This is a genomic window from Arthrobacter sp. TJ-170 (genome assembly GCF_058269305.1).
In genome coordinates this window covers 354,342-376,788 of the sequence record NZ_JBZCNL010000003.1, presented here as the reverse complement: position 1 = coordinate 376,788, position 22,447 = coordinate 354,342, and the positions used below count along the sequence as shown (strand labels likewise).

Below are 22,447 nucleotides of genomic sequence, written 5' to 3'. Positions count from 1 at the left end.
CAAAATTCGAAACCAGCCAAAAAACCAGCCACCACAAAAAAGCAATGACCAGCAAATCAACCAATCAAAAAACAATCGGTATCAACAAACATGGCACACTATTGAGTTCTCAAACAACAGAAGCACCCGGCACCAAACACAACCCTCAAGGCCGCATCATCGCTCCGGAGCAACTTTTCTAACTTACCCACCAAACCCCACCCCGTCAAATCCACCCTTCACCCACACTGTGTGCCCACCAGAACGAAGCTGGTTTTCGCTAGATGTGGATGTCGGCCGGATCCGAAGTGTTCGTCGGCGCGGATATAAACTGTAGCACCCCGGCGGCCCACTTGTAAATCGGCTGCCGGGGTGACGTTTGCGGGGCTAAACCTGCGTCGGCGTGAGGTACAGGACGCCCAACGGCGGCACCCGCAACTCCGCGTATGCGGGCAGGCCGTTGTGTGCCCCCTCCATCGCCTCGATGGCGCCCATGTTCCCTACTCCCGAGCCGCCGAACTCTTCGGCGTCTGTATTGAGCAGTTCGGTCCACTGCCCTGCCCACGGCATACCTACCCGGTAGCCCTCGTGCGGAGAACCGGAGAAGTTCGCGATGCAGACAACGGGATTCCCCTGAGTATCCCAGCGAATGAAGGACAGAGCGTTGTGAGCGCCGTCGTTCTCGTCGATCCATTGGAACCCGGACGGGTCATTGTCCCGCGCATACAGTGCCGGCGTATTCCGATAGATGGAGTTGAGCGACTGCACCATCTTCTGCACGCCCTTATGCGGGATCGTGTCGGACAGCCACCAGTCCAGGCCATGCTGCTCAGACCACTCCGATTCCTGCGCAAACTCAGTGCCCATAAAGATCAGCTGCTTGCCCGGATGCGCCCACTGGAACGCGAGGTACGCCCGCACGTTGGCCAGTTGCTGCCATCGGTCGCCGGGCATCTTACGAAGCAGCGACCCCTTGCCATGGACCACCTCGTCATGGCTGATCGGAAGCAGGAAATTCTCGGTGTACGCGTACACCATGGAGAACGTCGCCTTGCCGTGATGGTGCACCCGGTTGATCGGATCTTCAGAGATGTACTGGAGCGAGTCGTGCATCCAGCCCATGTTCCATTTGATCCCGAAGCCCAATCCACCCTGCGACGTGGGTCGGGTGACGCCGTCGAACGCTGTTGATTCCTCGGCGATCATCACAATGCCGGGCACGCGCTTGTAGGCGGTGGCATTGACCTCCTGGAGAAAGGAAATCGCCTCGAGATTCTGGTTCCCGCCGAACCGGTTCGGCTGCCACTGACCGTCCTCGCGGGAATAGTCCAAGTACAACATCGAGGCCACCGCGTCCACGCGCAGCCCGTCGATGTGGAATTCCTCGAGCCAGTACAGCGCGTTGGCAACCAGGAAGTTGCGCACTTCGCGTCGGCCGAAGTCGAAGATCAGGGTGCCCCAGTCAGGGTGTTCACCGAGCTGCGGATTGCCGTGCTCGTACAGAGTGTCGCCGTCGAACCGGGCAAGAGCCCATTCGTCCTTGGGGAAATGGGCCGGAACCCAGTCCATGATGACGCCGATACCCGCCTGATGCAGTTTGTCCACAAGATACTTGAAATCATCCGGATGGCCGAATCGGGCTGTCGGCGCGAAGTAGGACGTCACCTGGTAACCCCAGGAACCGCCGAAGGGGTGCTCAGCGACCGGCATGAGTTCAACATGGGTGAACCCCTGCCACCGGACGTACTCGACCAGTTCTTCGGCGAGCTGCTTGTAGTCCAGGCCCAGACGCCATGATCCGAGATGCACCTCGTACACGCTCATCGGACCATTGTGCGGGTCCTTGGCACCGCGTTCCTGGATCCAGGCTTCGTCGCCGAACACGTAGCGGGACTCGACCACCCGGGACCCGGTGAGCGGCGGCACCTCAGTACCGCGGGCCATCGGGTCAGCCTTCTCGCGCCACTGACCGTCTCGACCCAGGATTTCGAACTTGTAGCAGGCACCGGCCTCGGCGCCCGGGACGAAGAGCTCCCAGATCCCGGAGCTACCCAGCGACCGCATGGCATGAACTGATCCGTCCCAGCCGTTGAAATCTGCCTTCACGCGAACCGACTGGGCATTTGGCGCCCATACCGCGAAGCTGACTCCGGAAATATCGCCCAGCGACGACGCATAGCGGCGGACATGTGCGCCGAGCGCGGTCCACAGCGTCTCATGCCGCCCCTCCGCGATGAGGTGCATGTCGATCTCGCCGAGGGTCGGCAGGAAACGGTAAGCGTCGTCCGCCACTTGCGGCGCGCCGTCGTACACCACTTCCAAGCGGTAGTCAGGGACGTGCCCGGGGCGCTCGGGCTCAACAGTGCCGACCCAGATTCCGTTGTGCTCGTGGCTCAGCTCGACCCGGCCGCTGCCCGTCACCACAGTCACGCTTTCCGCGAGTCGGCGAAGGGTACGGATCGTCACATGCCCGTGCTGGTCGAGATGCGCGCCGAGCACAGCGTGCGGCTGGTAGTAACAGCCCTCAGAGACCTGCTGAAGGACGCCGGGATCCACTGGGATAGGACCTCCGAGAGGTGTCTTGGGGTTTGCCTGGTCCTGTGTCACTGCGGTTCCATCCTCCTGCCCATCGGCGTCCTGGCCGGTTGTCTTTTCCTCGGCGGAACCGCCGCCCTTGAGCATCCTTCGAACTGCGGAAACGGGTACATCCACCCAATCTGGTCGGTTTCTCAATTCGTACACCACCTCATAAAGTGCCTTGTCAAGCCACAATGCGCGGAACAGGGCGCTCGCGCGGTCGACCGTCGTTCCGGCTTCAGCCGAATAGCCTTCGAGGAAAGCCGACACCGATTCCACGGCCCAACCCTCGGCGCCCTTCGGCGCAACTGACGCGTCATGGACACCCACGCCGGCCGCGTACTCAAGAGAACGCACAAGCCCGACGACGTCACGGACCGGCACATCCGGCACACTGCGTTCGGCTGCTGGGCGCAGCGGCTCGCCTTCAAAGTCGAGGACCAGCCAGGCGCCGTCCTTCGTTGCAAGGATCTGGCCCAGATGCAGATCTGCATGGATCCGCTGCAGCTCGGGGAGCTTCTTCAGTCCCTTAACTTCACCGATGACCGCCTGGATCTCCGCATCAAACGGACCAACGGCGGTACCTGCTTCACGCCAGGCCCACTCAATGCGGCTGGTCAGGGACTCCCGGAACTCGGCCGCCTCCTGCTTGGTCGCCGGGCGGCTACCGAAAGCTTCAGCGAGCTGAGTATGGACTCGCGCAATGACTCGACCCAGCTCCCCAGCCTCAGTGGCGAAGGAGTCCCCTCTCTCCAGCGCGGTCATGGCCTGCCGCCAGGCATCCTTGCTGCCCGGAAGGAATTCACGGAGCACACTGAGGTGCCCGGTGACCCACTCGCTATCGGACCGCCCGCCGAGCCAGCTGCCCATCACCCAACCGAACGTCTGGGGGACATCCGTAGATCCGGCGTCGGTGAGCTTCGCGCTTACCAGCACGTCCGGACTCTCCCCTGCCGCAAGGACCCTGAAGAATTTCAGGATCATCGGGGTCTCCCCTGTGGAGACAACGACTGAGGTATTCGACTGTTCTCCCCCCAGCACCGAGATGTCCGCCGACGGAGTGATCCCGGCAGTGGATGCAAAACCACCGATCGCCGTGGCTGCGGTTCGGCCGTCTGCCGTCGTGCCCTCGGTCCGGATGAGCTCGAGCCAAGCGGAAACGAACGCCGGGTCATGCGTGCCGTCGTAGACGTATCGACGTCCGAGTTCGGCGTGCTCGATTTCGCCCAGGAGCCCGGCTTCGGCCCCGGGGAGAAGCTCGGAGCGGAAGGAAAGCGGCACATTGACGACGTCGAGTCTTCGTCCCGATTCGACCGAGACCAGGTGGACCTCCAGGCCCGCTTCACCCGTTGGATCCTCAAGCCGGATACCGCCGACGCGGCTCAGGGAGATTTCCCTGCCTTTCGAGGGGAACCAGCGCTGGCTCGGCATCCAGGCTGTGAGCAGGTCTGGAAGGGATGACGTCGATGTGTCCATTACTGTACTGCCTCCGAAATAGGAATTACGGGGATGGCTTCGGTATGTGGAGACGCGACATTGGAGCTCGCCGAACGCAGGCGCAGCCAGTAGAAGTCGTGGCTGCCCAACGTCAAGGTGAGGTTGCCGTCCTCGGCGAAGGCCGGGAACGGTGTACCGCCGAAGAGATCGCGCAGCCCTCTGCCGGAGTACTCGGGCAGGTGCAGACGTGCCGCTACCGGGTGCTGGGAGAGGTTGAACACGCAGAGAATGACTTCCGGCTGCTCGCCCTCGGGGTTCCCCGCCGGGACTTCTCGAATGAAGGCCAATACGGGCTCGGCCTCGGTGGGCACATTTCGATAGGAGCCAAGACCGAAAGCAGGGTGCGATCGGCGTACCGCAAGCATCTGCCGCATCCAGTGCAACAGCGAGCTCGAACTTGCAAGCTGCGCTTCAACGTTGACGTGGTTGTAGTGATACACGAGCGACTGAACCACGGGCAGATACAGCTTTCCGGGATCAGCCGTGGAAAACCCGGCATTCCTGTCGGGGTTCCACTGCATCGGAGTACGTGAGGCATCACGATCCTCAAGCCAGATGTTGTCACCCATGCCGATTTCGTCGCCGTAGTACAGGAACGGGCTTCCAGGCAGCGACAGGAGCAGGGCATGGATCAGTTCCACCTCCGCCCGGGAGTTATCCAGCAGCGGTGAAAGCCTACGCCGGATACCGATATTGGCGCGCATCCTCGAGTCGGGCGCGTACCACCCCAGCATGGCCTCGCGCTCCTCGTTGGTAACCATTTCGAGGGTGAGTTCGTCGTGGTTACGGAGGAAGGTCCCCCACTGGGCACCGGATGGGATGTCCGGCGTCTCTGCCATGGTTTCGATAATCGGTGCAGCCTTCTGGTCACGCAGCGCGTAGAAGAGCCGCGGCATGATCGGGAAGTGGAAGCACATGTGGCACTCGGCGCCGTCCTCATCGCCGAAGTACTCCACCACTTGGTCCGGCATCTGGTTCGCTTCGGCGATGATGACGCGTCCGGGGTAGTTTTCGTCAACCATCGCCCGCAGGTCCTTGAGGAACGTGTGCGTAGCGGGCAGGTTTTCGCAGTTCGTGCCCTCTTCCTCGAAGAGGTACGGGATGGCGTCTGCCCGGAAGCCGTCGATTCCCTGGTCCAGCCAGAACCGCACGACGTCGAACAGCGCCTCGATCACCTTCGGGTTCTCGAAGTTCAGGTCCGGCTGGTGGCTGAAGAACCGATGCCAGAAGAACTGGCGGCGAACCGGATCGAATGTCCAGTTGGACTCTTCAGTATCAACGAAGATGATCCGGGCGTCCTGGTACTTTTCGTCAGTATCGCTCCAGACGTAGAAGTCGCCGTACGGTCCGTCCGGATCAGTGCGCGATTCCTCGAACCACTGATGCTTGTCCGAGGTGTGGTTCAGCGGGAGGTCGATGATGACCCGCACGCCGCGCGCATGCGCTTCGGCGACCAGGCGCTTGAAGTCGCTCAGGCTGCCGAACTCGTCCAGCACATCGTAGTAATCGGCGATGTCATAGCCGCCGTCACGCAGGGGTGACTTGAAGAACGGAGGAAGCCACAGGCAGTCGACCCCAAGCCACTGCAGGTAGTCGAGCTTGTCGATCAGTCCCGTGAAGTCGCCGGAGCCGTCACCGTTGGCGTCCGCGAAACCGCGCACCAACACTTCGTAGAACACTGCCTTGCGGTACCAGTGCGGGTCATGGGCAAGGCCCGGGGCATGCAGCTGAAACGGGTTCGCCACTAATGCGTCCTCCTGACGGAAAGGATGTGTGCCGGTTCCACATGGGCATCCAGCCTGACATAGTTGTGGGCTCCCCACTGCCAACCTTGACCGGTGATGAGGTCATCCACCCAGAAGGTGCCGTCCTCATTCCAGTCGCCCTCACCAAGGCCAAGAGCCTCGAGATTGAGGGATACGGTGCACTCCCGCGCGCTATGGGGATCGACATTGACGACGACGATCAACGTGTCCTTCCCCTGTCCGTCCTCGCCGAGGCCCTCCTTGTGCTTGGAGAAGACCACAGTGGCTTCATCGGTACTGTGGTGGACGGTGAGGTTCTCGAGGTCGCCGAGTGCCGGATGGGAGCGACGAATCTCGTTCAGCCGGGTGATAAAGGGGGCGAGGCTTCGCCCCTGGGCCTCAGCGCCCTCGTAGTCGCGCGGGCGGTACTCAAACTTCTCGTTGTCGATGTACTCCTCGGCGCCGGGGCGGGCCACGTGCTCGTACAGCTCGTACCCGGAGTAAACGCCCCACAGCGGGCTCGCCATGGAGGCCAGGACTGCCCTCACCTTGAACGCCGCAGGTCCGCCGTACTGGAGGTACTCAGTCAGGATGTCCGGAGTGTTCACGAAGAAGTTGGGACGGAAGAACGCGGCAGTTTCCCGGCTGACCTCTGTGAAGTACTCCTCCAACTCCTTCTTGGTGTTCCGCCAGGTGAAGTAGGTGTAGGACTGCTGGAATCCGGCGCGGCCGAGGGCGTGCATCATGGCAGGGCGCGTAAACGCCTCTGCCAGGAAGACGACATCGGGGTGCTGCTTGTTAACCTGTCCAATGAGCCATTCCCAGAACTGGATGGGTTTGGTGTGCGGGTTGTCCACCCGGAAGATGCGTACGCCGTGGCTCACCCACAGCAGGACAATCCGAAGGACTTCGTTGTAAATGCCCTCAGGATCATTGTCGAAGTTGATCGGATAGATGTCCTGGTACTTTTTCGGCGGGTTTTCGGCATACGCGATTGAACCGTCTACCCGCGTAGTGAACCACTCCGGGTGCTCCGTGACCCATGGATGGTCCGGGGAAGCCTGCAGTGCAAGGTCCAGTGCTACCTCGAGGTCCAGTTCCTGCGCCCGTTGCACGAAGGCATCAAAATCCTCGAATGTACCGAGGTCCGGGTGGATTGCATCGTGGCCGCCCTCGGATGCACCAATCGCCCAAGGCGAACCGGGATCTCCCGGGCCGGCGTTCAGCGTGTTGTTGGGACCTTTGCGGTGCGCCGTACCAATGGGGTGGATCGGCGGGAAGTAGACGACGTCGAAACCCATCCGCGCGACTGCGGGCAGCCTCTTGGCTGCGGTGGTGAAGTTGCCCGAGGTCCATTGCCCGTTGGCGGGGTTGTAGGTGGCACCTGCCGACCGCGGGAAGAATTCGTACCAGGAGCCGCGGCCCGCTGCCTCACGCTCCACAAGGATGGGGTACGGGCGCGAAGGCGTCACCAACGCCCGCATGGGCTCACGCTCGATGGCTGCGCGGATGCCGGCCGAGTGCCCGGCGGCGAGGCGCTCGTCAATCGGCAGTTCCCGGTTGCGCAGACGCTCCGCGGTGGCGAGGAACAGATCCCGCTCTTCAGGCGGCCGCGAAGAGGACTGGTTCGCGAAGAGCTCCGCGCCCTCTTCGAGCATCAGCTCGACATCGACTCCGGCGTCGATTTTCACGGTCGCATTGTGGTGCCAGGTCTCATACAGGTCACCCCACCCCTCGATCAGGAAGGAGTGAAGGCCGACGCCGGAAGGTCGGAGAGTGCCCTCGTAGCGGTCTGTTCCCATTCCCAGCGGAGTGAGCCGAACGCGCTGTACTTCCGCCCCTTCGGGATCGAGCAGCACGGCTGATACGCCGAGTTGGTCGTGTCCCTCCCGGAATACCGTGGCCCCCACCACGATGTCCGACCCTGGAATTGCTTTCGCGGGAAAGGTTCCGCCCTCAACCACAGGCGAAACCTTGGTGATGGGAATCCGTCCGAACCGCAAATCTTCATCCATGGATGCGCCTGCCCTTGTACGTGTCGCCTCGCTTGAAGTGGTCACGGGTTAGACGTTATCCATTATTCGCCCAGATTGCTAAGGCGACTTCCTAAAGCGCAGGAGTGTTGCGCTTCACAATGCAAGCGTTTACGGCGATATGAGCACCAGACATACTCCAGCGCTAAAATGTACGCTAACCTACCCAACGTGAAGGCAATCCGTAGGTTTACTGTCCGTACCGTTCTTCCGCCGAGCATCGCTCCCCTAGGCAGGTTGGCCGGCAACCTACGCTGGTCGTGGCACCTGCCCACTGCCCGGCTCTTCCATGACATCAATCCGGAAGCCTGGGAAGCCAGCGGCCACGACCCTGTACAGTTTCTCGGTTCCGTGACCCGGGAGCAGCTGCAGCGCATCGCGGCCAACCAAGAGTTGGTGACGCGCATCCAGGATCTCGGTGATGACCTTGAGAGATATCTCTCCGCACCCCGCTGGTACCAGACACTCGGAGAAGACGCACCGCAGTCCATCGCCTACTTCTCCCCCGAGTACGGCATCAGCGCCGTACTGCCCCAATACTCCGGCGGCCTCGGCATCCTGGCCGGCGATCATCTCAAGGCGGCATCCGACCTCGGAGTGCCGCTGGTCGGCGTAGGCCTGCTTTACCAGGCCGGGTACTTCAAGCAGTCGCTGTCCCGGGACGCCTGGCAGCAGGAAACGTACCCCGTCCTTGACCCCGACGGGCTTCCGCTCACCCTCCTGCGCGAAGATGACGGAACCGCCGCAACCGTAGTGTTGCCGCTACCCAACGGCCGTGAGCTTCGCGCCCACATATGGCGGGCCGACGTCGGACGCGTTCCGCTGCTGCTGCTGGACTCCAATGTCCCGGGCAATGATGAGGCGGCGCGGAACGTCACTGACCGCCTGTACGGCGGCGGCGGTGACCAGCGGCTGCAGCAGGAACTCCTGCTCGGCATGGGCGGCGTGAAGGCACTGCGCATCTTCCAGCGACTTACCGGGATGCCCGCCCCCGAGGTGTTCCACACCAACGAGGGACACGCCGGCTTCCTGGGCATCGAGCGCATCCGTGAGCTCATGGACTCCTCCAGGGACCAGCCGATGTCCTGGGAGGAAGCCCTCACCGCAGGACGCGCGTCCACCGTTTTCACCACTCACACGCCGGTTCCTGCCGGGATCGACCGCTTCGAGCGCGTACAGATCCAGCACTTCTTCGACGCCGGCCTCGCGCCGTCCGTTCCTACAGAGCGGGTTCTGGAACTCGGCGCGGAGAATTACGAGGGCGGTGACGCATCGAAATTCAATATGGCGGTCATGGGGCTGCGACTCGCGCAACGGGCCAACGGCGTCGCGAAGCTGCATGGCGAGGTCTCACGCGAGATGTTCTCCGGACTGTGGCCCGGATTCGATGCCCGCGAGGTGCCCATCACCTCGGTCACGAACGGTGTCCACGTTCCCACCTGGGTGGACCCGCTCATCGCAGACTTCGCCCGGGAAAGCTTCGGAGCGGAGTCGGTACTCGACCCGCAGTGGGCCCGTGTGTATGACGTCGAGGACGCCGACATCTGGCGGCTGCGGCGGATCATGCGATCGAACCTCATCGACGACGTCCGCGCCCGGTTGAGGTCCTCCTGGAAGCAGCGTGGTGCAGCCGACGCCGAGCTGGCGTGGACAGATCACGTGCTGGACCCGGACGTATTGACCATCGGGTTTGCGCGCCGTGTGCCCACCTACAAGCGGCTCACACTGATGCTCCGCGACCCCGACCGGCTCAAGGCGCTTCTGCTCCACCCCACGAATCCCATCCAGCTTGTCATCGCCGGAAAGTCGCACCCCGCCGATGAGCAGGGAAAGCGCATGATCCAGGACCTGGTCCGGTTCACCGACGACCCCGAAGTTCGCCACCGGATCGTCTTCTTGCCGAACTATGACATTGCGATGGCTCGCACTCTTTTCCCGGGCTGCGATGTGTGGCTCAACAATCCGCTCAGGCCGCTCGAGGCGTGTGGCACCTCCGGCATGAAGTCGGCCATCAACGGCGGGCTCAACTTGTCCGTCCTGGACGGCTGGTGGGACGAGATGTACGACGGCGATAACGGCTGGGCGATCCCGACCGCCAACAACGGTGCCTCAGCTGACGAGCGCGATGATATTGAGGCAGCAGCGCTGTACGACCTCATCGAGGAGCAGGTGGCGCCGCGCTTCTACAGCACCGTCCGCCCGACCGCAGCCGGAGCGGCCGGTCCGTCCACCACATCGAACGACGGCGTCCCCCACCAGTGGGTGGCGATGATCAAACACACCATGGCCAAGCTTGGACCGGCGGTCTCCGCCGAACGCATGCTGCAGGACTACGTGGGTCAGCTGTACCAGCCAGCGGCCCGCTCGGCACGGCTAGCGATCCGGGACGGCTACAGCTCCGCCCGGCAGGTGGCGTCATGGCGTTCGAAGATCAAGGACGGCTGGTCCGCTGTGCAGGTTGAGCACGTCGACTCGGTCGGGGTCTCGGAGGAGCCGCAGATCGGTGACTCGCTCACCGTCAACGCGTATGTCTCGCTGGGGAGCCTGAGTCCGAACGACGTGACCGTGGAAGTGGTTCACGGCCGCGCGTCAGAGAACGACGACCTCAGCGAGGTAGCGGTAGCCGAGTTGAAGGTGGAGGAAGACCTCGGCCGGGGCCGGTTCCTCTTCGGCGGTGAGATCCTCATCGACCACTCCGGATCTTTCGGATACACCGTTCGCGTTCTTCCGCAGCACGAGAGCCTCGCGTCCAAGGCCGAACTTGGCCTCGTGGTGAACGCCTAGGCGCGGTAGACAGAAATCGAGTTCGACGCCGCGGTGTCCGTTTCTCCTGCACGGAGACGGGCACCGCGGCGTTTCCCATTGGCGACCGCGGTACTGAAGCGCAGCTCGAACATCTGGTTCTGGCTGTCCGTCGCGCCGAATCCCTGGAGTGCTGACGCGGTGGGGAGGACCACGCGACGGTCCTCCGGATGGCCGTTGACGACGATCAGTCCGTCGATAGCACCGTTCGGCGACCCAAGCAGCAGCTGAACAGTCCGGCTCTCAGGGTCCGACCACTGATCCTGCGACATCGGTTCGCCGTCCGCGTTGAACCACAGCAGATAGGAGGTCTCCTCCCGCGCAGGATAGCCGGCCGGTTGCTCGCTCAGGAACTCCCGCCGAATCCGCAGCAGCTCACCTGTGGCCGTGAGCATGGTGCGGGCCTCATTGTCGTGGTTCCAATGCACCCAGGCCAGCTCGTTGTCCTGGCAGTAGGCGTTGTTGTTGCCATGCTGGGTGCGCCCGAACTCATCACCGGCAGTGATCATCGGGACACCGAGCGCAAGGAGCTGCGTGGCCATCAGGTTGCGGGCGGTCAGGGAGCGGGCTGCGAGAATCTTTTCCTGCTCGGTCGGGCCTTCCACACCGTGGTTATAGCTGCGGTTGTCATTGTGACCGTCACGGTTGGCTTCGCCGTTGTCCTCGTTGTGTTTTCGGTTATATGCCGTGAGATCTGCAAGCGTGAACCCGTCGTGGGCCGTGACGAAGTTGATCGAAGAAATCGCCGTGCGTCCGGAACGGGCAAATACGTCTGCCGAGCCGGCGAGGGAACTTGCGAGCCGTGCCACTGTACCGGCGCGATGCCCTTCGGCCAGGGCGGCCTGGTCGCACAGCCAGAAGTCACGGGCCGTATCCCGGAAACGGTCGTTCCAGTCCGCCCAGCCCTGCGGGAAATTGCCCGTCTGCCAGCCGTTATAGCCTACATCCCACGGTTCGGCTATAAGTTTCACGCCGCTCAGGACGGTGTCTGCGGCGATCGCGATCAGCAGGGGGTGCCGCGGGGTGAACTGATGGCTCTCGTCCCGGCACAGCGCGACGGCCAGATCGAAGCGGAATCCGTCGATCCCGAACTCGTCCACCCAGTAGCGCAGGGAATCCAGTGCGAACTGGATGACGCGCGGTTCTGTGAAGTTGACCGTGTTTCCGCAGCCGGTGGTGTCAAGGTACCGGCCGTCGTCGTTATGGCGGTAGTACTTCATCTCACTCAGGCCGCGCCAGCAGAGCGCGGGTCCGCCCTGCGGGCCTTCGGCGGTGTGGTTGTAGACCACGTCGAGAATGACCTCGATCCCCGCATCATGCAGGAGCCGCACCATGCCCTTCAGCTCGTCCTGCACGGCCTTCGGACCGGCCTCGCGGGCGGACTCGGTGGCGTACTCGGGGTGGGGTGCGAAGAACCCGAGGGTGTTGTAGCCCCAGTAGTTGCTCAGCCCGAGAGGTGCCAGATGCGGCTCGTCAATATGAAAATGGATAGGCAGGAGCTCGACGGCGGTGACCCCCAACTCCGTGAGGTGTCTGATCATCGCCGGGTGGGCAAGCCCTGCGTAGGTACCGCGCAGCTCCTCCGGCACGTCTGGGTGCAGCTTCGTGAGTCCCTTGACGTGCGCCTCGTAGATGACGGTGTCGCGCCATCGTGTATCCGGCCGGCGGGACGAACCCCAGTCGAACGCCGGGTCTACGACGACGGAGAAGTAGAGCGGCTTTTCGCCGGACTGCAAGGTGTCGATGGCGCGTCCGTAGGGATCCAGAAACAGCTGAGACGTACCGGGCCCACCGGATAGCGGCCTGTCCGCAGGCCAGAACGCGTACCGCGACGACTCGTGCATCCCACCTATCAGGCCGTGGTGAACGCCGTCCGTGAAGTCGGGCAGCACGGCGGAGTTCCAGTCGCCGTGGGCGTCCTGGTAGTGGAGGGTTACTGCATCCAGATCGGGGGCGTAGACGGCAACGTTGAAGAGGTCCGGCTGGTTGCCGGTACACCGACTGACCCCCAGCGGAAAGGCCTGGGAACGTTGGGCGATCTCGGTGGTGAGGCTCATGAAGGGGGTTCGCTTCCTAACGGGCTTCGGCTGCCCGCTGACGCGAAATCTCATACAGGCTGATTCCCACAGCCATCGACGCGTTCAGCGATTCCATCGCGGAATCGATCGGGATAGACACAATTTGGTCGCAGTTCTCCCGTACCAGCCGCGACAGGCCCTTGCCCTCCGAGCCGACCACCAGGCACACCGGTTCGACGCCGAGGGTGATCTCGGGCAGGGAAACGTCGCCGTCGCCGTCGAGCCCGAGCACGAAGATGCCGAGGTCCTTGAAGGACTTCAGGGTTGAGTTCAGGTTGCCCACACGTGCTACGGGAACGCGCACAGCTGCTCCCGCGCTGGTCTTCCATGCGGACGCGGTGACGCCGACCGAGCGTCGCTCAGGCACGATGACGCCGTGGCCGCTGAAGGCTGAAACGGACCGGATAATAGCACCCAGGTTGCGCGGATCCGTGATGCCGTCCAGTGCTACGAAGAGCGGCGCCTGAGAAATGTACCCCTTCTTCCATTTGTCTATCGCCTCGCGGGCGAGGTCCAGGCCGTCCGAATACTCGTAGGGTGGGATCTGCAGCATCAGTCCCTGGTGGACAGATCCGTCAGCCAGGCGGTCGAGTTCCGGTTTGCCGGTCTCCATGAGCGGGATGCCCCGCTCCGTGGCGAGCTTGAGGGATTCGCGGACACGGTCATCCACGTCGATGCGGATGGCAACGTGCAGCGCCTTCGCGGGGATACCCGCCCGGAGAGCCTCAACGACGGCGTTGCGCCCGGTCACATATTCCTCGCCGGACTTGGGCTTGGACCGGCCTGATGCAGCCTTGCCCGCGAGCCGCTTTGCAGCGGACCGTTCCGCCAGTTGCTTGCTCTTGTGCGCCTTGTGATAGGGGCGATCTTCAGCCTTCGGCGTTGGCCCCTTGCCCTCGAGCGACTTCCGTCCGTGTCCGCCCGTGCCGATGGTGGGACCCTTCTTGGTCTTGCGGATAGCACCAGGACGTCCGTGGGGGTTGGCCATGGGGAAACACCTTTAGATAGAGGACTTGCGTGAGTCCAGTTTACGCGGGCAAACGCCCTGTCCTTCCCGCTGCCGCTTTCCCAAGCCGTCAGTCGCGCGACAGACTCCAGCGCGCGCCGTCCGCGGAGTCTTCAACGACGACGCCGGCTCCCGTCAGCGCGTCACGGATGGCATCCGCGCGGGCCCAGTCCTTTCCCGAGCGGGCAGCCGCACGCTCAGCCAGCTGGGACCGGATCAGTGCATCGAGGGCAGCATATTCGGGGCTTTCCCCGCCACCCTGAGCCGAACGGGTGTCGTCCAGTCCCAGCGCGCCGGTCATGGCGGTCACTGCGGCGGCTGCGGCGGCCGCGCCGTCGTCGTCCTCGTTAGCCAGTGCGGAGTTGCCGGCACGCACCGTCTCGTGGAGCGCTGCGAGCGCCCGTGGGACGTTCAGGTCATCATCCATGGCCTCGACGAAAGCGGTGGGAAGATTCTGCCAGTCAGCTGCGCCGCCGGCGTAGCCGGACTTGGCGAGGAACCCGTCAATGCGTTCGACGGCGGCGGCCGCCTCCTGGAGAGACGTCGGCCGATAGTCCAGAACTGATCGATAGTGTGCCTGCCCAAGGTAGTAGCGGACTACCCGGGCACTTGCGAGCTGCAGCATCTCGGCGGGGCTGACCGTGTTGCCCACCGATTTGGACATCTTCTCGCCCTCGTAGGTCACCATCCCGTTGTGCATCCAGAACCTGGCGAACGGGTGACCGGCAGCCTGGGACTGCGCCATCTCGTTCTCGTGGTGAGGAAAGCGCAGGTCAAGTCCGCCGCCGTGGATGTCAAACTCGGCACCGAGGTACTTGGTGACCATTGCGGAGCACTCGAGATGCCATCCGGGCCGGCCGGCGCCCCACGGGCTGGGCCAGGCCGCCGTCGTCGGCTCCCCTTCCTTCCAGCCTTTCCAGAGAGCGAAGTCCCGGGGGTCCCGCTTACGGTTGCTGAACTGCGCTTCGACATCCGGCGCCGCCTGCATGTCATCAACGCTTTGGCGGGTCAGGCTTCCATAGGCAGGCCAGGAGCGTACGTCGAAGTAGACGTCCCCGGAACCGTCCGCCGCCGGGTAGGCGTGTCCGCGGTCGATGAGCTGCGCAATGAGCTGGTGCATCTCGGGAATGTGGCCGGTAGCGCGCGGCTCATAGGTAGGCCGCTGCACGCCCAGGGTGTCATAGGCCTTGAGGAATTCCTGCTCGTAGCGGTAGGCCAAAGCCCACCACTCCTCGTTGGGCACGACATCCGGATCCGCCGGCGCTTCCTCGAAGGACGCCTTGGACTTGGCAAGAATTTTGTCGTCGATATCCGTCACGTTGCGGACAACCGTGACGGCGTAACCGCGTACCCGCAGCCAGCGGGTGAGCTGATCGAAGGCGATGGCCGAGCGCACATGGCCCACGTGCGGCATTCCCTGCACGGTTGCCCCGCAGTAGTACACCCGCGCTGCCCCGGGCGTGAGGGGCGTGAACTCACGGACTTCTGCGGTTGCGGTGTCATAGAATCTCAGGCTCACCGACCCAGACTACCCAATCCGGGTTCGCGAACCAGCAGCCGTTACCGGAGGCTTAGGCAACGACGACGACGGCGGTCGCGATCGCCGCGATTCCCTCGCCCCGCCCGGTGAAACCCAGTCCGTCGCTGGTGGTCGCCGACACGGTAACGGGCGCCCCGACCGCCTCCGACAGTACGGCTTCCGCTTCGACGCGACGCGGGGTGAACCTCGGACGGTTCCCCACGAGCTGGACGGCGACATTGCCGACCTCGAAGCCTGCCGCACGCACGATGCGAGCGGCCTCGGCCAGGAGGGTTATGCCGGAAGCGCCCTCGTATTCGGGCCTGTCCGTGCCGAAGTTGCTGCCGAGATCGCCTGTCCCGGAGGCCGAGAACAGGGCGTCCGCTGCGGCGTGGGCTACGGCGTCGCCGTCGGAATGGCCGGCAAGGCCGCGTTCCTGCGGCCATTCCAGGCCGGCGAGCCAAAGGGTTCGCGGCTGGTCCTCAGGCGCAAACGCGTGAACGTCTATACCGATGCCGGTGCGCGGGAGATTGGTGGTCACTGTAGCTCCTGTACGTGTTCGCGTGCCTGAAGAACGAGGGCTTCAGCGAGCATCAGGTCATTGGGTGTGGTCACTTTGAAGGCCAGTGGATCACCCGGGGCAATTGTCACCGGTATGCCGAGGGCCTCGACCAGCATTGCGTCGTCGGTGACGGAAGTGTCGTCCCGCGAGGCCGCATGCGCCGCCCGCAGAGTTGCCGCGTCGAAGCCCTGGGGGGTCTGGATGGCACGCAGTGACATCCTGTCCGGAGTAGCTGTCACCGTGTTTCCTTCCACCACCTTGATGGTGTCGGACACCGGAATTCCCGGTACTACGGCGGCAGCCCCTTGGCGCACGGCCTTCACCACCGCATGAAAGACGTGCGGCGGGGTGAGGGCGCGGGCAGCATCATGAACGAGAACGATGTTCACACTGTCAGGGAGAGCGCTCAGTCCGGCGCGTACGGATTCCGGGCGGCTTGCTCCGCCATCAACGGCGCTGAGGGTGACGTTCGGGTGAACCCGGGCCTCGACAATTGGACGGAGGTTCATGTCGCCGCGGGGGACAACCACCCTGACGTGGCCGGCAGCTGCCGAGGCAAGGACACCGTCCAGCGCGTGCTCAAGCAACGTGCGGCCGGCACACTGGACGAGGGCCTTGGGCATACCGCGGCCGAGACGCGCCCCGGCACCTGCGGCGACCACTATTACGCCAACACATGACGGATCTTCAGACACAGCTTCACCCTACGCGAAGCGTGCAACTGAGTGCGTGCTCGTGACCGGCTCTCGTGAGCAGGCCCAAAAAGGAAAAGGACCGCGATAACGCGGTCCTTTTTCTTCCTAGGAAGCCAGTACTTCGTCGAGTACCGTGGCTGCCTTCTCTTCGTCAGTCTTCTCTGCCAGAGCGAGTTCAGAGATCAGGATCTGGCGAGCTTTCGCCAACATCCGCTTCTCACCGGCAGACAGACCCCGATCGTGATCACGACGCCAGAGGTCCCGAACTACTTCGGCAACCTTGATGACGTCTCCCGATGCGAGCTTCTCCAGGTTGGCCTTGTACCGGCGTGACCAGTTGGTGGGCTCCTCGGTGAATTCAGCCCGAAGTACGTCAAAAACGTGCTCAAGGCCTTCCTTGCCCACAACATCGCGCACCCCTACGAGGTCAACGTTTTCTGCTGGAACTTCAATGGTCAGATCACCCTGCGCCACCTTGAGCTTGAGATACATCTTCTCTTCGCCCTTGATGACGCGCATCTTGATCTCTTCGATCTTCGCTGCGCCGTGGTGAGGGTAAACAACTGTTTCGCCGACCTCAAAAACCATGTGGATAAACCCCTTTCCCGCAGATCAGTTTATCACGGAAACGACACGCCGATTACGCGTTTTCGCAGGTCAGCGGGGCGAATGGCGATCAATTAGCTATCATTCCGCTCTTGACGCAGAGCAGATTTGGTGTATGCAGGGGCGCTGCGGACGGTCATCACCGCACCACCAAGTCCAATAATCGCCGTCATTGCCGATAGGCTGTTCCGTAGCGTTGTCCGTCGGTCCGTGTGACCAGCTACCCCAGGAGTAAGTGCCGTGAAGAGTGCCCCGAAGAAACGAGTACAGCTGGCAGTAGCTGCCGGAAGCGCTGTACTGGCTCTCCTTGGAGCAACCGGTTGTTCCGCCACCAGCCTGCAGGCCACCACCCTCGAGTACGCTGCCTCGGACGGAATTGTGGAAAACGTGGGGCCGGTCCAGCTGCGCAACATCCTCATCATCACCTCCGGTGAGGGCGAACCGGGCACATTACTGGGCACCATGTTCAATGAATCCGATTCCCCGGTCCAGGTCACCATCGACGCTGGGAACGAGAGCTCGCAGATCACCATCGAGGCCAACGGCAAGTACGTCTTCGAAGACGAGGTGGATGATGACGGAACCCTTCGAGACGTCAGTGAAATCCCCGGTGCACTGGTTGACCTCGAAATCACTGTGGACTCGGAGAGCGAGACCTTCCGCGTGCCGGTCCTGGACGGAACGCTTGAGGAGTACCGCGAATTTGTCCCCGGTGGTTTCACCCCGGAGCCTTCGCCCGCTACGGAAGCCCCTGAAGAAGAGGGCGCTGAAGCAGACCACTAGAACTACAACGAAAGGCGCCGGTCAGGGACCGGTGCCTTTCGCGTTTCTACTGCACTTCCACGTTATTTACGGCTCGTACTTGTAACCCAGACCCCGCACAGTAACCAGGTGGCGTGGAACCGAGGGGTCGGGTTCGATCTTCCCTCGAAGCCGCTTGACGTGAACATCGAGAGTTTTGGTATCACCGACGTAGTCAGATCCCCACACCCGGTCAATGAGCTGGCCTCGGGTGAGCACCCTGCCGGAATTGCGCAGCAGCATCTCGAGCAGCTCAAACTCCTTCAGCGGCAACGAAACCTGCGCGCCGTTGACGCTCACCACGTGCCTCTCCACGTCCATGCGCACCGGGCCGGCAGCGACAGTGCTGGAGATCAGCTCTTCCGGCTCGGCCTGCCTGCGCAGGACCGCGCGGACCCGTGCGACCAGTTCCCGTGAAGAGTAGGGCTTGGTGACGTAATCGTCGGCCCCCAGTTCCAGACCCACCACCTTGTCGATTTCCGAGTCCTTGGCCGTAAGCATGATGACCGGGACGCTTGAGCGCTGCCGCAGCTGGCGGCACACTTCCGTGCCGGACAGGCCCGGAAGCTGAAGGTCGAGCAGAACCAGGTCCGCTCCGGCGCGGTCGAACTCAGTGAGCGCATCAAGTCCGTTATCGACGACGACGGCGTCAAAGCCCTCCTTGCCCAGCAGGTAGGACAGGGGGTCGCTGAAAGACTCCTCGTCCTCAACGATCAGGATGCGGCTCACGCTTTCACTCCTTGATTCTGGGCACTGCTGCCCTTGTCGCTCTGCGCACTCTCGTGCTTCTTGCCAACCGGCGACGCGCTTCCGGTGATGCCGGCGGCCGGTCCGGTGTCGGCGTCGTCGTGGTTGTCCTCTGTGGGTTCCATCTCGGGCAGGCGCACCGTGAAGGTGCTGCCCTGGCCCTGCTGCGACCACACTGTCACTTCGCCGCCGTGGTTCGAGACCACATGCTTGACGATGCTGAGGCCGAGCCCTGTGCCGCCGGTCTGACGTGAGCGTGCCGCATCGATGCGGTAGAAGCGCTCAAAGATTCGTTCCTGTTCTTCGGGTGTGATGCCAAGGCCCTGGTCCGTGACGGAAATCTGCGCCAGGCCGTCGCGTGAGCGCAGGCCGACGCCCACCCTGGTTCCTTCCGGCGAGTACCGGATGGCGTTGTCGATGAGGTTTCGAAAGGCAGTCATCAGCAGATCGGGGTCCCCGTACACGGGCGCGTCAACCTTGCCGCCGACCACGATGTCGATGTGTTTGCTTTCGGCGGGGAGTTTGTTGCGGTCCACTGCCTCGGCGAGCACGGCATTGATATTGACCGGCTTCCCCCGGCGTACGACGTCCGTCCCCTGCAGCCGGGAAAGTTCAATGATGTCCTGGACCAGCGCCGAGAGACGGCCCGATTCCTTGTGCATCCGCTGGGCGAATCTGCGCACCGCCACCTCGTCTGACGCGGCGTCATCCAGCGCCTCGGCGAGCAGGGAGATGGCACCGACGGGAGTTTTGAGTTCATGGGACACGTTGGCGACGAAATCGTTGCGAATCTCCTCGGTGCGGGTGATCTCCGTACGGTCATCCGCCAGGATGAGAATATATTCCTCACCGAGCGCGGCAACGCGGGCCTGCACGATGATGGTGCCCTGCCCCAACGGACCGCGCGGCAGTTCCAGCTGACGCTCCTCGATGACTCCGTCACGGCGAACGCGCGCGGTCAGTTCGAGGAGTTCACTATGCACGATTGTGTGGCCCCGAACGAGCCCGAAAGCGTAGGCGGCAGGACTGGCGCGGACCACGCCGTCGATCGCATCCACGATGACGTAGGCGCGTCCGACAACGGAGAGGACATCCGCCGCCCCTTTGGGGAGGACGGGTTCATCGGAGTCGAGACGCGCGCGGCGCTGCACCTCGCTGGCCCGGAACGCGAGGATGCCCGCCACGCCGATGGCGAGGCCGACCAGCCCGGCAACGAGACTCAGCAGTACAGGATCCACGAATCTAGCTTAGGCCGTGGTTGTGACGCCCCTTGCTGATCCGGTGGCTTTGGACCAGTGGTTCAACTAACGTTCACCTAAAGGCGCGTAACAGTTAAGCGGGAGCTGAAAACGTGCTGGACAGGACTGCGCATTTGCGCCCGTTCAGCACCTCAAAGGGAAAGGACGCCACGTGCGTAAGGTTTTTCAGGCGGAGCTTCACCATATCGGCGAAGAACTCATCGAGATCTCGAAGCTGGTTTCAGAGGCCATGCAGAAGGCCACTACAGCGATTGAGGGAGCGGATACCGAGCTGGCGCAGGAAGTCATCGCCGCGGATGCACGCATCGACTTCCTTCAGAACGACCTCGACGAGCGTGCCATCGACGTGCTCGCCCTCCAGGGACCGGTTGCCAGTGATCTGCGCATGATCGTGGGCGCCCTGCGGATGAGCGCGTCACTCGAGCGGATGGGCGACCTCGCCCGACACATCGCCCAGCTCGCCCGTCTTCGTTTCCCGGAGAATGTGATCCCCGAGAGCATCCGGCCCACGTTCAATGAGATGGCTCAACTGGACATCGCGATTGCAAACAAGGTCACCGAACTGCTCGAAACCCGCAATCTTGAGCTGAGCAATGAGATTTACGCGCACAACTCGCGGATCAATGAGCTGCACGCAGGAGTATTCAAGGCTGTTGCCGCCGCCGATTGGAATGCGTCCGCCCCGACCACCGTCGACGTCACGCTTGCCAGCCGCTACTTCGAGCGTTTCGCGGACCACGGCGTTTCCGTTGCCCGGAAGGTCACCTACCTTGTGACCGGGGAATGGCAGCCCAGCGCCCCACTCAACTGACACAACTGATCACCTACGACGACGGCCCGCCTCCTTCCCAGGAGGCGGGCCGTCGTCGTACGGATGTCTGCCTGGCTGTTAGTGCTTGGCTTTGCCCTGGTTGGCGACCGCTTCGATGGCGGCAGCAGCGGCGTCGGCGTCGAGGTAGGTACCACCGGCCTTGACGGGCTTGAGGTCCTCGTCCAGTTCGTACACGAGCGGGATGCCGGTAGGAATGTTGAGTGAGGCGATGTCAGCGTCGCTGATGCCGTCAAGGTGCTTGACGAGCGCGCGGAGGGAGTTACCGTGCGCAGCAATGAGCACCGTCTTGCCGGACTTGATGTCCGCGCTGATGTCGGATTCCCAGTACGGCAGGAACCGGTCAAGCACGTCCTTCAGGCACTCGGTGCGCGGCAGTTTGTCGCCGAGGTCCGCGTAGCGCGGGTCATTGGCCTGGGAGTACTCGCTGGAATCATCGAGGGGCGGCGGGGGCGTGTCATACGAGCGACGCCACTCCATGAACTGTTCCTCACCGAACTCGGCAAGCGTCTGGGCCTTGTCCTTGCCCTGCAGCGCACCGTAGTGCCGCTCGTTGAGGCGCCAGTCGCGCTTCACGTCGATCCAGCTCCGGTCAGCCGCTTCCAGCGCAAGGTTTGCGGTGATGATGGCCCGCTTCTGCCGTGAGGTGTAGACGATGTCCGGCAGGATGTCATGCTCCACCAGAAGTTCGCCGCCGCGTACGGCTTCCTTTCGGCCCAGCTCCGTCAGTGCCACGTCCACCCAGCCTGTGAAAAGGTTCTTTTCATTCCACTCACTCTGGCCATGGCGCAGCAGGATCACTTTGTAAGAAGTCATGGCCCAAGTCTGCCGTATTTGGCCATGAGGGGCACGTAGCCGGCTCCGGAAGGCGGTTTCATTACCCGTAACCTTGAACGGTGCCATTACGAAAGCCCGGAAAGCCGGTGGGAGCCATCACCCGTGGCACCACCAATCCGAACAGGCTGCGGCGCATGGACCGTTGGTTGGCCGGCCCGCAGGCATGGCGTATCCGGGGAGCTGATGACCCCCTCGTTGTGGATCTGGGTTACGGCGCGACGCCGGTCACCGCCGTTGAACTCTCCACTCGCCTGGGTGCAGTGCGTAACGACGTTGAGGTTGTAGGCATAGAGATAGACCCCGAGCGCGTCCGCGCGGCCCGTGCGCTTGAACGGCCTGGCCTGAGCTTCGTGCAGGGCGGCTTCGAGTTGCCGCTGAACGGGCGACGGCCCGTCGTGGTGCGCGCATTCAATGTGCTGCGGCAGTACGGTGAGGACGAATATCTGGCGCACTGGGATCGTGTGCGCGGCGGGCTGTCGAAGAACGGGCTGTTCATTGACGGGACCTGTGACGAGATCGGGCGGCGCTCTACCTGGGCGGCAATCACCGTGGCGGGGCCGCTGTCGCTGAGTATCTCGCTGCGCTTTGGAGGGTTCGAGGTGCCCTCGGATGTGGCCGAGCGGTTGCCGAAGGCGCTGATCCACCGCAATGTTCCCGGTGAGCGGGTGTTCAATTACCTGCAGGCGCTCGACCGGGCCTGGCTTGACGCGGCACCGCTCGGCTCCTTCGGTAACCGGCAGCGCTGGATTCGCATGTGTTCTTCAATGGCCGACGCCGGGTGGCCGCTCCTCGACGGCCCTTCCCGGTGGCGTCTCGGCGAAATCACCGTCGGCTGGGAGGCAGTTTCTCCCGGGTGATTTGAACGGCCCGTATGA

Annotated in this window: 17 protein-coding genes; 5 read left to right on the top strand and 12 right to left on the bottom strand. The window is 63.0% G+C overall.

All coding sequences use genetic code 11. The annotated features are described in order from the left end of the window. Positions 1–182 (top strand): hypothetical protein (locus tag AC4D1W_RS08715; protein ID WP_490898482.1); only part of this gene is annotated, 182 nt, incomplete at its 5' end. A gap of 184 nt (positions 183–366) precedes the next feature. Here AC4D1W_RS08715 and glgB read toward each other — a convergent pair. The 3 genes from glgB to AC4D1W_RS08700 are packed head-to-tail and all read right to left on the bottom strand — an operon-like array spanning position 367 to position 7,813. Next, positions 367–4,032, bottom strand: a complete 3,666-nt coding sequence (glgB, locus tag AC4D1W_RS08710) for a 1,4-alpha-glucan branching protein GlgB (RefSeq protein WP_490898481.1) — start codon at positions 4,030–4,032, stop codon at positions 367–369. Beyond that, complete coding sequence (gene treS, locus AC4D1W_RS08705) at positions 4,032–5,798, bottom strand: maltose alpha-D-glucosyltransferase (protein WP_490892620.1); 1,767 nt, start codon at positions 5,796–5,798, stop codon at positions 4,032–4,034. Before treS ends, glgB begins: the two co-directional genes overlap by 1 nt. Beyond that, on the bottom strand, positions 5,798–7,813 hold the full coding sequence (locus AC4D1W_RS08700) for an alpha-1,4-glucan--maltose-1-phosphate maltosyltransferase (protein ID WP_490898498.1): 2,016 nt from the start codon (positions 7,811–7,813) through the stop codon (positions 5,798–5,800). The genes treS and AC4D1W_RS08700 overlap by 1 nt, the downstream gene beginning before the upstream one ends. Positions 7,814–8,002: 189 nt before the next feature. On the opposite strand from AC4D1W_RS08700, the gene glgP reads away from it, so the two are divergent. Continuing rightward, positions 8,003–10,615, top strand: coding sequence for an alpha-glucan family phosphorylase (gene glgP / locus AC4D1W_RS08695; RefSeq protein ID WP_490898480.1), 2,613 nt, complete (start codon positions 8,003–8,005; stop codon positions 10,613–10,615). On the opposite strand, the gene glgX is transcribed toward glgP, so the two are convergent. From glgX to AC4D1W_RS08665, 6 genes are all read right to left on the bottom strand, one after another. Next, a complete protein-coding gene (gene glgX, locus AC4D1W_RS08690) occupies positions 10,612–12,690 on the bottom strand; it encodes a glycogen debranching protein GlgX (RefSeq protein WP_490898479.1) in 2,079 nt (692 codons plus the stop codon). The two genes, glgP and glgX, sit on opposite strands and share 4 nt — an antisense overlap. 16 nt (positions 12,691–12,706) lie before the next feature. After that, complete coding sequence (gene rlmB / locus AC4D1W_RS08685) at positions 12,707–13,699, bottom strand: 23S rRNA (guanosine(2251)-2'-O)-methyltransferase RlmB (RefSeq protein WP_490892617.1); 993 nt, start codon at positions 13,697–13,699, stop codon at positions 12,707–12,709. A gap of 88 nt (positions 13,700–13,787) precedes the next feature. After that, a complete protein-coding gene (gene cysS, locus AC4D1W_RS08680; protein WP_490898478.1) occupies positions 13,788–15,236 on the bottom strand; it encodes a cysteine--tRNA ligase in 1,449 nt (482 codons plus the stop codon). Positions 15,237–15,288: 52 nt separating this feature from the next. After that, positions 15,289–15,777 carry a 2-C-methyl-D-erythritol 2,4-cyclodiphosphate synthase gene (gene ispF / locus AC4D1W_RS08675; protein ID WP_490892615.1) on the bottom strand — a complete coding sequence of 163 codons (489 nt, stop codon included), beginning with the start codon at positions 15,775–15,777 and terminating at the stop codon, positions 15,289–15,291. Then, a complete protein-coding gene (gene ispD, locus AC4D1W_RS08670; protein WP_490898477.1) occupies positions 15,774–16,493 on the bottom strand; it encodes a 2-C-methyl-D-erythritol 4-phosphate cytidylyltransferase in 720 nt (239 codons plus the stop codon). The genes ispF and ispD overlap by 4 nt, the downstream gene beginning before the upstream one ends. A gap of 105 nt (positions 16,494–16,598) precedes the next feature. Continuing rightward, complete coding sequence (locus tag AC4D1W_RS08665) at positions 16,599–17,081, bottom strand: CarD family transcriptional regulator (protein WP_056546372.1); 483 nt, start codon at positions 17,079–17,081, stop codon at positions 16,599–16,601. A 258-nt stretch (positions 17,082–17,339) separates the two neighbouring features. On the opposite strand from AC4D1W_RS08665, the gene AC4D1W_RS08660 reads away from it, so the two are divergent. Continuing rightward, the gene (locus AC4D1W_RS08660; protein WP_490898476.1) at positions 17,340–17,882 is read left to right on the top strand and encodes a hypothetical protein; all 543 of its coding nucleotides are present in this window, start codon (positions 17,340–17,342) and stop codon (positions 17,880–17,882) included. A 66-nt stretch (positions 17,883–17,948) separates the two neighbouring features. Here the strand turns inward: AC4D1W_RS08660 and AC4D1W_RS08655 are convergent, their stop codons facing one another. Both AC4D1W_RS08655 and AC4D1W_RS08650 read right to left on the bottom strand, forming a co-directional pair. Next, complete coding sequence (locus AC4D1W_RS08655; RefSeq protein WP_490892612.1) at positions 17,949–18,629, bottom strand: response regulator; 681 nt, start codon at positions 18,627–18,629, stop codon at positions 17,949–17,951. Then, on the bottom strand, positions 18,626–19,885 hold the full coding sequence (locus AC4D1W_RS08650; protein ID WP_490892611.1) for a sensor histidine kinase: 1,260 nt from the start codon (positions 19,883–19,885) through the stop codon (positions 18,626–18,628). Before AC4D1W_RS08650 ends, AC4D1W_RS08655 begins: the two co-directional genes overlap by 4 nt. A gap of 172 nt (positions 19,886–20,057) precedes the next feature. On the opposite strand from AC4D1W_RS08650, the gene phoU reads away from it, so the two are divergent. Further along, complete coding sequence (gene phoU / locus AC4D1W_RS08645) at positions 20,058–20,717, top strand: phosphate signaling complex protein PhoU (RefSeq protein ID WP_490892610.1); 660 nt, start codon at positions 20,058–20,060, stop codon at positions 20,715–20,717. Between the two features lie 78 nt (positions 20,718–20,795). Here phoU and AC4D1W_RS08640 read toward each other — a convergent pair whose 3' ends face one another. Beyond that, entirely contained in the window at positions 20,796–21,551 is a 756-nt protein-coding gene (locus tag AC4D1W_RS08640; protein ID WP_490892609.1) for a phosphoglyceromutase, read from the bottom strand. Positions 21,552–21,631: 80 nt separating this feature from the next. Between AC4D1W_RS08640 and AC4D1W_RS08635 the strand changes: the two genes are divergently transcribed. Continuing rightward, on the top strand, positions 21,632–22,429 hold the full coding sequence (locus tag AC4D1W_RS08635) for a class I SAM-dependent methyltransferase (RefSeq protein WP_490892608.1): 798 nt from the start codon (positions 21,632–21,634) through the stop codon (positions 22,427–22,429). The last annotated feature ends 18 nt before the right edge of the window (positions 22,430–22,447 follow it).

Coding starts and splice junctions, on each gene's coding strand:
- glgB (WP_490898481.1), bottom strand. CDS start 4,032: ATGGACACATCGACGTCATCCCTTCCAGACCTGCTCACAGCCTGGATG.
- AC4D1W_RS08700 (WP_490898498.1), bottom strand. CDS start 7,813: ATGGATGAAGATTTGCGGTTCGGACGGATTCCCATCACCAAGGTTTCG.
- glgX (WP_490898479.1), bottom strand. CDS start 12,690: ATGAGCCTCACCACCGAGATCGCCCAACGTTCCCAGGCCTTTCCGCTG.
- rlmB (WP_490892617.1), bottom strand. CDS start 13,699: ATGGCCAACCCCCACGGACGTCCTGGTGCTATCCGCAAGACCAAGAAG.
- AC4D1W_RS08665 (WP_056546372.1), bottom strand. CDS start 17,081: ATGGTTTTTGAGGTCGGCGAAACAGTTGTTTACCCTCACCACGGCGCA.
- AC4D1W_RS08640 (WP_490892609.1), bottom strand. CDS start 21,551: ATGACTTCTTACAAAGTGATCCTGCTGCGCCATGGCCAGAGTGAGTGG.